Source organism: Lactiplantibacillus xiangfangensis (assembly GCF_001438845.1).
Lineage (GTDB): Bacteria > Bacillota > Bacilli > Lactobacillales > Lactobacillaceae > Lactiplantibacillus > Lactiplantibacillus xiangfangensis.
Genome location: NZ_JQCL01000055.1, coordinates 12929 through 26072, shown reverse-complemented (window position 1 = coordinate 26072; position 13144 = coordinate 12929). Strand labels below are relative to the sequence as shown.

General features: G+C 43.7%; 11 protein-coding genes and 2 pseudogenes. 11 read left to right on the top strand and 2 right to left on the bottom strand.

What is annotated here, in order from left to right; genetic code table 11:
* Positions 1-429 precede the first annotated feature (429 nt).
* Positions 430-966: a citrate lyase holo-[acyl-carrier protein] synthase gene (gene citX / locus IV64_RS04995; protein WP_057706049.1), complete on the top strand. Its 537-nt coding sequence runs from the start codon at positions 430-432 to the stop codon at positions 964-966.
* Positions 963-1844, top strand: a complete 882-nt coding sequence (locus tag IV64_RS04990) for a LysR family transcriptional regulator (protein ID WP_057706048.1) — start codon at positions 963-965, stop codon at positions 1842-1844. The genes citX and IV64_RS04990 overlap by 4 nt, the downstream gene beginning before the upstream one ends.
* Here IV64_RS04990 and IV64_RS14650 read toward each other — a convergent pair.
* Positions 1813-2348: pseudogene (locus tag IV64_RS14650) on the bottom strand (transposase); the annotation flags it as partial. The gene IV64_RS04990 and the pseudogene IV64_RS14650 sit on opposite strands and share 32 nt — an antisense overlap.
* 534 nt (positions 2349-2882) lie before the next feature.
* Here IV64_RS14650 and IV64_RS14330 point away from each other — a divergent pair.
* Both IV64_RS14330 and IV64_RS04975 read left to right on the top strand, forming a co-directional pair.
* Positions 2883-3059, top strand: a complete 177-nt coding sequence (locus IV64_RS14330) for a hypothetical protein (protein WP_157061047.1) — start codon at positions 2883-2885, stop codon at positions 3057-3059.
* A gap of 47 nt (positions 3060-3106) precedes the next feature.
* Positions 3107-3775, top strand: coding sequence for a CPBP family intramembrane glutamic endopeptidase (locus tag IV64_RS04975; protein ID WP_057706045.1), 669 nt, complete (start codon positions 3107-3109; stop codon positions 3773-3775).
* Between the two features lie 712 nt (positions 3776-4487).
* On the opposite strand, the gene IV64_RS04970 is transcribed toward IV64_RS04975, so the two are convergent.
* The gene (locus tag IV64_RS04970; protein ID WP_057706044.1) at positions 4488-5378 is read right to left on the bottom strand and encodes a LysR family transcriptional regulator; all 891 of its coding nucleotides are present in this window, start codon (positions 5376-5378) and stop codon (positions 4488-4490) included.
* 212 nt (positions 5379-5590) lie between these two features.
* Between IV64_RS04970 and IV64_RS04965 the strand changes: the two genes are divergently transcribed.
* From IV64_RS04965 to IV64_RS04940, 7 genes and pseudogenes are all read left to right on the top strand, one after another.
* On the top strand, positions 5591-7231 hold the full coding sequence (locus IV64_RS04965; protein ID WP_057706043.1) for a malolactic enzyme: 1641 nt from the start codon (positions 5591-5593) through the stop codon (positions 7229-7231).
* 86 nt (positions 7232-7317) lie between these two features.
* Positions 7318-8289, top strand: coding sequence for an AEC family transporter (locus tag IV64_RS04960; RefSeq protein ID WP_057706042.1), 972 nt, complete (start codon positions 7318-7320; stop codon positions 8287-8289).
* 225 nt (positions 8290-8514) lie between these two features.
* Positions 8515-9918, top strand: a complete 1404-nt coding sequence (locus IV64_RS04955; protein WP_057706041.1) for a zinc ribbon domain-containing protein — start codon at positions 8515-8517, stop codon at positions 9916-9918.
* Between the two features lie 18 nt (positions 9919-9936).
* Entirely contained in the window at positions 9937-10026 is a 90-nt protein-coding gene (locus tag IV64_RS14860; protein ID WP_083491577.1) for a zinc-ribbon domain-containing protein, read from the top strand.
* Positions 10027-10060: 34 nt separating this feature from the next.
* A pseudogene (locus IV64_RS04950) lies at positions 10061-10807 on the top strand (DUF6574 domain-containing protein); the annotation flags it as partial.
* A gap of 25 nt (positions 10808-10832) precedes the next feature.
* Positions 10833-11468: a zinc ribbon domain-containing protein gene (locus IV64_RS04945; RefSeq protein ID WP_057706039.1), complete on the top strand. Its 636-nt coding sequence runs from the start codon at positions 10833-10835 to the stop codon at positions 11466-11468.
* A gap of 23 nt (positions 11469-11491) precedes the next feature.
* The gene (locus tag IV64_RS04940) at positions 11492-13138 is read left to right on the top strand and encodes a zinc ribbon domain-containing protein (RefSeq protein WP_057706038.1); all 1647 of its coding nucleotides are present in this window, start codon (positions 11492-11494) and stop codon (positions 13136-13138) included.
* The last annotated feature ends 6 nt before the right edge of the window (positions 13139-13144 follow it).

The following is a 13144-nucleotide window of genomic DNA, read 5'->3' as shown; positions in this document are numbered from 1 at the left end:
GCCTTAATCGATCGTACGACTGTCACTAGTTGTGCGGTCGATTTTTGTATTCCAGTTGTCACTGATGACATGCGGTCGTGGGACCGGGGCTAGCCTGGGGAGCGGTCTAGCCCCTCGTCCGGAACAATTGCAAAAGGCGCAATTGTCCCGGACCGTCCGTGGTGTAAGGCCGGCAAAAAAAGCGCCGGTCAAACACCACCATCACGACCAATGCCATCAGTGACAACCTTCGATCATTCAATAAATAGAACGACAGTAAATCTATTGAAGTCGGACAACCTAATTCAGAAATAACGATTACTGTTTACAGTATTGATGACAGCTCAAACTGGGTCCTAACAGTAAATTAAGCGATAAATAGCTTGAAAATTAGTGGGGTTCAGTTAAGCTGAGAGTATAAGCAATTATTATAGGAAGAAAGTGACGAGCATGGCAACGATTTTTACGACGGGAGCATCACAAACGATTGCTGATATGCTGACGGCACGGGATCAACGTGTCGCGTATCAGCAAAAGTTAATGGCGGTCAATCCCCAAGCAACGATTGCGGCAATTAAGTTGAATATTCCGGGACCGATTAAGAATAACGATGCGCTCCGGCGGTTATTTTTGGCCGGAACGAAACGATTTGAAGCTCAGTTGTCGACGTACACCGTGGCTGCCGATTGGAATCATCCGGCAGGCAACGAACGGTTCTTGATTTTAGAGACGGACTTTGCAACGAGCAAGCGAATTGCCGTGGCTTTTGAAGAACAAGATCCACTCGGCCGTCTTTATGATATTGATATCTTGTGGGCGGGGTCGCAACGGGCAATGTCGCGGACGGACTTGGGGTTGCCGAAACGCCGCTGTCTATTATGCAATCGTGAAGCCAAAGATTGCGCCCGGTCGCGGCGGCATTCAGTTGCGGAACTCCAGCAAAAGATTGCTGACATGTACGTGACGGAATTTGGTGACCGCGCATGAATACGCGTGATTTAGATTATTTTCGGGCGTTAGTGGATTGCCAAAACTACACCATGGTTGCGAAACAGTTTGCCGTCTCACAACCAGCGGTGACCCAGGCAATTCAGCGGTTAGAAAAAGAATTCGCCGTCAAACTGGTTATTCAAGATCGCCGGCACCAGCAAACGCACATTACTCGTACTGGGTTGTTGCTTTATAAAAATGCCCAACAGATTCAAGCGAGTCTGAAGTTAGCGCATCAGGAGATTAAAAGTGCCCAGCAGACGGATATCAGGTTTGGCTTACCGCCAATTATTGGGACGCTATATTTTCCACAGATTGCGGAAAAGTTGTTACAAAATGGCTTGTTACAACAATTAAAAATCACTGAAACGGGTTCGGATGAACTACTGCGTAAATTGGTTCATGGCGAAATCAATATTGCGTTACTAGGGTCATACTTGCCATTTGATTTGCCGACGGTTCACGCGGATCACCTAGGTGCCCGGCCGTTTAGTATTATTGTGAGCCCGCAAAATAGTCTAGCGAAACAAACGGCGGTTAATTTTAAAGATTTAGGCCAAGCACAGTTTATTGGGCTTGATGGTAAGTACGTGCACCCGCAGGCTTTTCAGGCTTATTGTGATTTTGCGGGGGTTCATCCAGAAGTGATTTATCGGACGCCGGATATTTCCTGGGTAAAAGCTTTGGTTAAGGCCAATATGGGCATCAGCTTGCTGGTCCGTGATGTCGTCAAGGCGGATGATGGGGTGGTCTGTCTAGATATTAATGATCAGTTACCAGTCAGCTTTAATATTTCAGTTGTCACGCGAGCAGGCTATATACCAACGGCAGATGAACGACGGTTTATTGATCAGCTACTTCAAATGCGGATTTAAGAGAATTAAGGGTAGTTTGTTTAATGCCAGCAAGCAAATATGGCATATAACTTATCAGACTTGTTATTGTTGCAATGTAAAAAAGGGGGGCTGTGACAAAACTAGCTCCTGATAATTGAAAATGGACGTAAAGCCAAATTTTGGCTTTACGTCCATTTTTTGTTTTTGATTTTTGTCGCGTAAGTCGACCTATTGCGGTCAACTTGAGGATGTTTAGTGCCATTATAACGATTCCGACTTCCTTTTTGGTCTTTTCAAGACCTCGAACCAATTGAAATCCAAATAAGCTTTCATTTTTCCCAAAATTGGCTCGACATCAATCTTGCGTTGCGCGTAGATCGAACCAGTTTCTTGTGCTGAAAGTAGTTTACGTTTTTTAGCTTTAAAGTATTCCCAGGCCTCGTTAACTGAGATTCGTCGCAAATTCCCCTTCGATGTAAGCGCAGATGAGATTAACTAATGGTTCTCATCATATTTTTCAGCGATATACTCTTTGAATTGCCGTTAAATTTATTATCGCACTATTCACACGATTTAACGTAACTTTTAGATTGAATATCCGACGATTCTACTATATAAATGGAAAAGTCTTTGCGTTACTCTATGAAATTGGATGGAAGGAGTGAGGTTGGGACATTAGTGTGCTGACTTATTGGGATGGTGATTGTTAGCTGAAAATATTACGTTTGTAAAAATGTCGTTTAATAGGTTGGGGAGGTGTTATATTAAAAACATTGAAAGGCAATTAGTATTGAATTGATAAGCGACAAAAGTACAATGGATAGATTGGCTTACAATTATATTATTGTCTGACAATATTGAATGATACTGAATATACGATGAGAAATTTATTACGAAGAACTTCACAAGTTTGGATAGTTTTCAATCTTTAACAAAGAAAAACATGCAAAAATTTTCAGGTGGTTCACAAGCTGATTATAACTTTTTCTTTGTGGTCGGTCGTGGTGTTCGTAAAGGGTTGAGGTGGATTGGTAAACAGCATTTAGTTCTTGCATAACTTGGTAAGGGGGATAAATTATGAATAAAAAATTTGAACAGTATAAGGAATTATCAAATCAAAATTTATCAGGGATACAAGGAGGTAAATTCAGCTTTCTTATGCCTAATTGGTCTCAAGCACGCGATTCCATTTGGGGGTTCGTTGACGGGGTAATGGGGTACAAACATAAATCTAACAAAAAACGTCATTATTAAAAAAGTAAAGGGTCGCAGAAGCGCCTTTTTTGATTAGGAGAGAAAATATGATAACCAAGGGACTAAGTATACTAACAAATATATTTATTGGAATTGGATTGTTCTTGTTTATTCAGGTTCCAATTCTAGCTGACGGGTACTGGGATTGGTGGGGAGAGGATCGCACTAATGTAAATTTAGTTGCACATTGGCTGACCTTTCTAATATTAACAGCGTTTGTATCTGGAATAGTATTATGGATTTATCATGTGAATTTTCAACGATATCCATTTTTTAAAGGTATAAGCGTTAAAAATGTGTTAGCCACATTAGCAATTGCGGCTTTACTCGTTATAATTCAAATGGTTTTAAGTTTTGTTTTTTCCGCACATACGGAGAGCGAAAATAACGAAATCTTATCATTAATCAATAGCCCATTAGGTATGATTACCTTGATTGGATCAAACTTTGTAAGTCCTTTTTTAGAAGAAGTCTTATTTCGTGGAATTCTTCAAAACTATTTAACAATACATCTTTCGATGATTCCTTCATTGCTTTTAACAAATTTTTTATTTGCACTTGGACATGGATATGATATCGGAAATGCATTAGGAGTCTTCATAACAGGTTTAGGACTTTCGTGTCTTGCTGTTAGTACTAAGCATTTAGGTACCGCCATTTTAGGACATATTTGTGTTAATTGGATAGTAACCATTATTAATGTAGTAGCTAACTAAGCGATACGGGTTATTTAAGTGCAAAGACAGCATCACGAGTCCACTACTCTTCAATAAAATTATTGTGTTGGCAGAATGACCATTCTGATTCTAAGTAAAAGTCTCAGGTATTCTCAATTTGGGGAAAGCCTAAGATTTTTTTAACTCTGTGCAGATGTTGCCTGATGGTACTGCGGGTTTAGGAAAACACCTAAACAAGCCATACTCGTCGATAGCTGTGATTGGTCTTCTAGGAGATGTTTTATTAAAGTACAACACCGCGGTTAGTCCGTGGATAATGATATTAATTGCAATCTATTTATTTTTGCGTATATTTTTGTGAATAAATCAGGTTAAAGACATGAAAGTTAAATTTAGGGATTAATTACGGTTGCATCAGTATCTAGGCCAATGTGCACTGGTTATTCCGGTCGTCCGAAAATAATTGCAATAGCAAAGTTAATTTAGCGAAGGCGGACAGAATTGATGTGCTGTGTCGGCAACGGTAGCCGATGGTTCTTATCGACTACTGTTGCGGGGCGCTTCAAAGACGTGGGTTGTCGGCTTTGAAGCGAGGTCGCAGACCGTCCTGTGGCTGGGAACGTCCCCCATAGCACATCGGTTCTGTCCGCCGAAGCGACTAATTTATAAATAACTGGTTTTAAAAGTTGATAAAAAAGTGCTTTCAGAATTTTTGAAGGCACTTTTTTTATTAACGATAATCGAATTTGGCTTAATCATCAGTTGTCAAAGTCTCGTGCAGGATCGTGAGCAATTGTTGTTGCGCGGGTGTCAAGATGTGCGTAGTTCGGTACACGATGCTAGTAATGAATTCGGGGGGCTCAATGTCCATCAAGTCTAACCGGACGACATCCTTACGGTAATGGTCAACGATACTAGTGAAGAAGCCGATACCGACATTTTGGCCGATTAGCTTCATTAAGACGTGCGTGTCGTTAGAACGGAACACGATGTTGGGGCGGAAATGGTTTCGACGGGTGAGCTTATTGAATGCCGTGTTGTGAATAAAGTTACTGTTGAAAAAGACAAAATTTTCATGACGGAGTTCGCTAAAGTAAATCCGTTTACGTTGAGCAAGCGGGTGCTGCTTAGAGACGTAGATACAAAATGGCTGCCGGTCGAATTCCTCTGCAACCAAAGTCTGGTAGGCGAGGGGTTCGATTGACCCGAGCAGTGTCATGTCAACACGACCGTCACGGACGGCGTTGCGTAGCCAAATTGAGCCACCTTCAACCGTTTCAAGACCGGATAGGAGACCGGCTGACGCCAACCGGGCCCCCACCTTAGGAAAATAATGATTCTCGATAATTGGTGGCAAGCCTAAAATTAAGCGGTTCTGTGATAAGTTGTCAATTTCTTGATGAGCAAGCTGCAGTTCGTGCAAGACAATCTTGGTGTGCTCAGCTAATTGAGCACCGCTAGCCGTGACGTGTAATGTGTTTTGCGTGCGGTCGCGAATGACGAGTGGTGCGCCAAATTCAGCTTCGAGTCGTTTGATGGCAGTCGTAATGGTTGGCTGACTGACATTGAAAATTTTTGCGACTTTTGAAAAACTTTTTTCAAAAATTAATTTATCAAAATAAGCTAAGTCTTTTGTGTTCATTTCTATCACCTTTAAAATCAACGTTTTCAGTTACCTTATTTAATATATTTATATCATATCACAGATTTGACTATAAGAATTCCTTAAGATTAAACTTACGAATGTAAATTGATGAGCGCGTTGTGGTGATTTCATCCAAGCGCATTCGCTGACCGATGAATTGAAAAAGGTTAGTTCGTAAAATTAATTAATATAATATGGAGGAATTAAACATGACTCAAACTGCTGATAAGATTTTAAATAACCCATTTTTAAACAAAGGGACGGCATTTACGAAGGCCGAACGGCAAGCTTTAGGTTTGACCGGGACGTTGCCAAGCAATGTGCAGACGATCGATGAACAGACGACCCAAGCATACGCACAGTTCCAAAGCAAGGCGACTCGTTTGGAAAAACGGATTTTCTTAATGAACCTCTTCAATGAAAACCGGACGTTGTTCTACCATTTGATGGACGAACACGTGGTTGAATTTATGCCAGTCGTGTACGATCCAGTCGTTGCGGATTCCATCGAACAATACAACGAATTATTCTTAGATCCTCAAAACGCCGCTTTCGTTTCAGTTGATGCACCGGAAGACGTTGAAGCAACGTTACGTAACGCAGCGGAAGGCCGCGACATTCGTTTAGTTGTTGTAACTGATGCTGAAGGAATTCTTGGTATGGGGGACTGGGGTGTTAACGGTGTCGACATTGCCGTGGGTAAATTAATGGTTTACACCGCTGCTGCCGGAATCGACCCATCACAAGTTTTACCCGTAAGTATTGACGCCGGAACGAATAACCAAAAATTATTGGATGACCCGTTGTACTTAGGTAACCGTCACAAGCGTGTTTACGGTGACCAGTACTACGACGTGATTGACAAGTTCGTTGAAGCGGAACAAAAGTTGTACCCAGATTCACTCTTACATTGGGAAGACTTCGGTCGTTCAAACGCCCAAGTGATCTTAGACAAGTACAAGGATAAGATCGCAACTTTCAACGACGATATCCAAGGAACTGGGATGGTTGTTTTAGCCGGGATTCTCGGTGCCTTAAACATCTCAAAGGAAAGCATTAAGGATCAAAAGATTTTATCATTTGGTGCCGGTACTGCCGGAATGGGGATTGCTAACCAGATCATGGACGAATTGATGCAAGCTGGCCTGACGGAAGAAGAAGCTAAGCAACACTTCTACGCCGTTGATAAGCAAGGGTTGTTATTCGATGACACCGACGACTTGACGCCAGCACAAAAGGCCTTCACGCGTCAACGGAGCGAATTCAGCAACGCTGACGAATTGACCAACTTGGAAGCCGTTGTTAAGGCGGTTCACCCAACGGTTATGATTGGGACGTCAACGCAACCAGGGACCTTTACGGAAAGCATCATTAAGGAAATGGCTGCGCACACGGATCGGCCAATTATCTTCCCATTATCAAACCCAACTAAGTTAGCCGAAGCAACGGCTGAAGACTTGATCAAGTGGACGGATGGCCGTGCCCTGGTTGCGACTGGGATTCCAGCCGACGACGTTGAATACAAGGGTGTGACTTACCAAATCGGTCAAGGAAACAACGCCTTGATGTACCCTGGTTTAGGCTTTGGGTTGATTGCCGCAACTGCGAAGGTCTTGAACAGTGAGACTTTATCCGCAGCTTGCCACGCATTGGGTGGAATCGTTGATACGACTAAGCCGGGTGCCGCAGTCTTGCCACCAGTTTCAAAGATTACGGCTTTCTCCCAAACTTTGGCAGAAGTCGTTGCACAAAGTGTTATCGATCAAAAATTGAACAAGGAACCAATCAGTGATGCGAAGCAAGCCGTTGCTGATATGAAGTGGGTTCCTGAGTACAAAACAAGTAAGTAACAAAGTGGTTGGCTTTTAGAGAGAGCAATAACAACTAGTTTCAATAGTACACATTAAAAATTGTAGGAAGTGGGGACAAAAAACTCATGACTGTTTTATGGAATTCGATTCAAAGTGTCCTAGTGGTCGTTTTGATCATGATCTTAGGGTATGTACTACGACGGACGGGCTGGTTTGACGATCAATTTGCGGGGACCATCTCGAAATTTATCAAGAACATTGCATTGCCCGCATCCATCTTCGTTTCGGTGTTAGGACGCCTAACCCGGGGCCAATTAGCCTCATTTGCCGGTTACTTGGCATACGCCTTTGTGGCCGTTATCATTGGTTACTTGATTGCATTTGCGCTGGTTCGGATTATGAAAATCCGTCCTGGTCGTAAAGGGATCTTTATCAACGCAATCGTTAACGCCAACACGATTTTCATTGGACTACCATTAAACATGGCACTGTTCGGTGAAAAGAGTATGACGTACTTCCTGGTTTACTACGTGGTTAACACGGTCTCAACTTGGGCCTTCGGGGTATTCTTGATCTCTAATGATGACCCAACGAAGCCTAAGGAAAAGACCCACAACAAGATCGACTGGAAAAAGGTTATTCCAATGCCGTTGGTTGGTTTCTTAGTTGCCTTGGTCTTCTTACTGTTAAACGTTAACCCAACAAAGATTTCCTTCATTGGTTCAACGTTAACTTACGTTGGTAACTTGGTCACACCATTATCCCTGATCTATATCGGGATCGTGTTAGCTGACGCCGGCTTAAAGAGTATCCGGTTCGATCGTGATACGATCGTTGCTTTAGTTGGCCGGTTCGTCTTATCACCGGTCGTGATGGTCTTAGTACTCATGGCCGTTGGTAACATGGGTGTTTCGATGCCAACCTTAGCTTCACAAACGTTAATCGTGCAATCCGCGACACCGATGTTGGCTGTCTTGCCCATCTTGGCTAACGAAGCGCATGGGGACGTTGAATACGCAACGAACATTGTCACAACTAGTACCGTATTGTTCATTGTTGTTGTGCCAGTTCTGATGACATTAATTCAATATATCTAATTCATAAAAAAGCAATCTAAGCCGCTACTTAGATTGCTTTTTTTGGTGATAAATTGTGAGCAACTAAAAGTAAAAAAATTTTAAGTGCAAGTATTAAGTTTTCCATAAATTAATCTTTTATTATGTTAAAGTATTATTAGGAAATGCTGGGTCAATCGCTAGTTTGAGCCGGTTTCCAGTAAGGGTATTAGGAATTCAAAAAATGGAAGGGAAGTTTTTAGGGGGATGTTTGAGACACAGCGCACGTATGCGGCTGCTGATGATCATCAAGCGGGCGTGTTTTGTCCAAATTGTGGCCATTCGGTAACCGCTGGGGCAAAGTTTTGTCAACATTGTGGTTATGATTTAACAAGCGTCACGACGAGTCGACAAACACAACCGAAACGGCGGGTTTCACGGTGGAAGTGGATTACTTTGGGGATCGTTGTGGTCGCTTTGGGCGGTGCTTACGGCTATGGTCGCAGTTACTTTGCGCCTAGTAAGCAGCTTGACCGTGCCATTACCGCTATTAAGGGCAACCAGAAGACGGTGGCACAACAGTTTACTAGTTCGGATTCATCATTGAAGCTATCAGCGACGACGCTTAAACCATTGTTGACACACTTTAAAACGAAGCAGGCGGATTTAGCTCGGTTCCAAGAACAATTGAAAAATCAGTCAGTCACTAATGATGGTAACTTTCAATACGTTAAGACGGGGCGGACTTGGTTATTGTTTGATAAATATCAGATTCAAGTCAAACCACTTTACGTTAGTTTAACGACCAATCATAAAAACGTGCAGCTCAGCATGGACGGCAAACAGGTCGGAATCGCCGACAGTGACGATTATGATCAAAAAGTTGGGCCGCTGGTGCCAGGCGACTACACGCTTAGTTCAAGTGGCGTTGTGGGTGGTCACCGGCTTAAAAATAGTGCAACTTACTACCTCAAAGAAAACGCCAAAAGCTATGATTTAGGCTTGCGCACGATCTCGTTTAACGTGATTGGGGCACCGGGAACGGTCGTCTATTTGAATCACCAATCAGAGGGGACGATTGGCGATGACGGGACGTTAGCCGTTAAAGACGCGGCTTGGTCCAGTAATCTTGAATTGACTGGCAAGTATCCGGTAGGCAAGACCATGGTGGCGTCCAACCCGACTAGAATTAGTGACGGGGATGCCGATAGTGACGTCACGGTTGATTTTCCTAGTTTGATGTCTAAATCGGATGCGGATGATTACATCACGCAACTCTTTACGGCAATCAGTAATTACACTCGGAGCGGAGAAATCGATGACGCGACCGATGACAACAATAAAGCGTTATCAGATTACTTTGTTGACGGCACCGCTAACCGCGACTATCAGGAATTTATCGATATGGCGAAGGGGTATTACAAAAATGACGATGTCATGAGCGTGGATTACGAGCCAAGCGTCAGTTTATCCGTCCCCGCAACTAAGGGTCGCAGCCAGGTAACGTATGACGTTAAGTACCACTTTTCAAATACGAAGGACGACCGGGAACAAGTCTTTCGTTATACGGCAACGATTCAAAAAAATGGTGAGGACTACCAGATTGTTAAAATTAGTCCCGCACAAAAAATTCGTGCACACACAACTAACACTGATGAAGATGACGATTAACAGGAGGAGTTATAAATCATGAAATTTTGTCCAAACTGCGGGGAACAGGTCGATGGTGACACCCGTTTTTGTACGCACTGTGGGTATGACTTAAGGTCAAGCCGCTGAAACGGAAAACGGTCAGCCAGCAACTAGTCAAGCACCAATTGAACAGCCCGCAGGCCAACCTGACAACCAGGCCGCCTCAACGGACCGGGTGGCACAGCTACAATCATTATCCAAAAACTACTTTAAGTGGTTAGTTGATTCAATCAAACGGCCCAACGAAGAAGTCGAAGCGCAAAAGTATTTTGGCCTCGTGTCCATGCTGATCAGTGCGTTGTTGTTGACTTTTGCCATTGTTGCAGCAATCAACCGCTTCATCAAGCAAGCTTCCGAAGCTACCAATAACACGGTTACAATGAAGAGCCTTTCTTTTGGATTAGATTTTAAATTATTTATTCTAGTTGTTATTGGAATCTTGTTCTACGTCATCATTGGTTTTGGGGCCAGTGCGTTAGGCAACAAAGATGGCGGCGTTAACTTCTTTGACTATGTAAACCGCTTTGGTCATTTAACCAACGTGGCGATGATCTTGAACGTTATCCTTATTTTGTCCGTTTATACGATTACTTTTACCTCGGGCACATCGCTGACGTTTATTAAGCAATTAGGTTTTACGTCGATGGTTTTGATTGCCATCAGTTTGATTTGGCAAGTTGGGTATATTCTGTCCATTAACCAATCGCTTCACGCACCACGATTTGATAAGTTTTACGTGATTGTCTTAGCTTTAATTGTCCTAGCACTAGCCTTTTACATTTTTGGACGGGTCGAATGGGAGAACCTTGCCCTGGACTTCTCGTCTGAATTTTCACAGTCTAACAGTGGTTTAGGTAGTCTTTTCTAAGATAATGAATAATGGGGGATTAACAATGTTTTGTTCAAATTGCGGTCAGAAGGTTCCAGCGGATACGAAGTTTTGTCCACACTGTGGGGCGGATTTGCAGGCAGCCAAGGCGACGGATCAGCCACAAAAGGCGGCGGTTAAAAAGACAACGGCTACACCTCAAACGGGTCACGGTCGGTTAAGTGGCTTAGTTAACTGGTATCACGGCTTACAACGGCCGTGGTTAGTTTGGTTAGTCGCTTTATTGGTCGTTGTCGGTGTCGGTGGTGGGATTTACCACTACCGCAGTTTCCAGGTAGAAGTTGGTCGGCATAATCCGTGGTATTTAGTAAATACGACTCAGCTAGATGGTAAGACGGCTGCTATGAAACTCAGCTTTAATGACAGCGGTCGTGTGACGCTTAATGATAACAGCGATTCTGAAACGTTTGCCGCGTCGCTAAACGATTCCTTAGTTGATGGTGGTAGTTGGCATGGCGACCATAAAAAGGTTGTCATCAATTTGAATAAGAATGTGTATGGACAAAAAATCACTTTGACCAAGATGAATAAGGTATCGAAAACCATCGATGGTCATACGTACAAAGGGTATTTTGTTCAGACTGATTTCAACGCAAACGGGGGAAAGAGTAGCGTCAACATGTATTTGTTACACCGGTAGAATGGATTTTTGGAGGAAACGATATGCAACTTAATCATAAACGCTATCAGGCGGCCGATGACCGTGGCGGTAGCGATACCATGTTCTGTCCGAACTGTGGTCAGAAAGTAAAAACAACGGATGAGTTTTGCGGTAACTGTGGCTATAATTTAAAAGAGTTTAAGGCCCAGGAAGTTAGTGAAAGTGCGGCAGCACAACCGACGACACCAGCAAGCGCGCAATCAACCGAGGCGCCAGTCAGTGCACAGCCAAGCAAGGCGCAACCAAGTAGTAGTCAGGCGCAACAGCCTAAGTCTGGTGCAACCACGGCGAATGAAAAGGCTAACGTAGCGCCTAAGACAAACGATACGCAAACGACTGGTCCAACCCGTGAAGAGACGGTCCACGTGACCCGCAGTCGGAGCGAACACGTGGCGACGGGCAAGCCCGCTGGTACTAACGGAAGCGGTAAAGCGACGCCTAAGTGGGTTTGGATCGTTATCGCACTGGTCGTCATTGTATTAGGTGGCGGATACTTATTTGGGAAGAACTACTATTCACGCACGGCGCAATTGAATCGGGCCGTAACGGCCGTTAAAAACGGTGACAAGGGTGTTGCGGGATACTTTAGTTCTACAGATCCTAACTTGAAGTTAAGTGACGCTAAAATCAAGCCGTTAACGAAACACTTCAAGTCCAAGCCAGCGGCGTTAGCGAGTTTTAAGCGCCAGTTAAATAATGGGCAGACGAATGATGAACGCTTCACGTACCAATTGAGTGGTAAGCACTGGTTGCTTTTTGACAAGTACACCATTCACGTTAAACCAATCTACCCAACGGCAACTACTAACCGGGACGGTGCCAAGATTACGTTAGACGGCAAGCAAGTGGCGACGTCTAACAGCACGACCTATTCTAAGCAATTAGGGCCGTTGGTTCCTGGTGATTACAAGATTGCCTCTAACGGGACGGTTAACGGTTCGAAGATGACCAACAGTGGGACCTACTTTATTGATAAAGCGGGTCAAAGTGTTGATTTGGCATTACGGACGATTTCCTTTACGGTTCAAACGTCACCAAAGACGGCCGTTTACGTGAACGACAAGAAGGTCGGAACTGCGGACTCAACGGGTGACCTGAGCGTTAGTGAATTACCATGGTCTGGTAACATGGAAGTCACTGGTAAATACGGCAGTGGCGCTTCAACAGTGACCTCTAAAGCTTACAAAGTGACGACCGACAATGAGAACGTCACCTTGGAATTTGACGGTGTGATGAGCATGGACGATGCGAAGTCGTACATGGACGAATACTGGACGGCCATCAGCAACGTGACGTCATCGGGTGACGAAAGCGATGCGACTGATGATAACAGTAAGGATTTGAGTGAATACTTTACTGATGGGACGGAAAATCCTCAGTACAAGGAAATGATTCGGATGTCGAAGAGTTATCACAGTGCCGATGACATTTACGGGGTTAGCTATGACTGTGATGTCCGCTCGGTAGTGCCAACTGGCAAAGATAAGTTTACGATCACTTATTACCTGACTTATACGTTTGAATTGGAAGATACCAACCATATCCAAGAATTCAGCTACGATGCACACATGCAAAAGACGGGTAATGACGACTATAAGGTTGTTAAAGTCACGGGTGGTCAAAAGATTCGTGACACGCACGAAGATTAATTAATT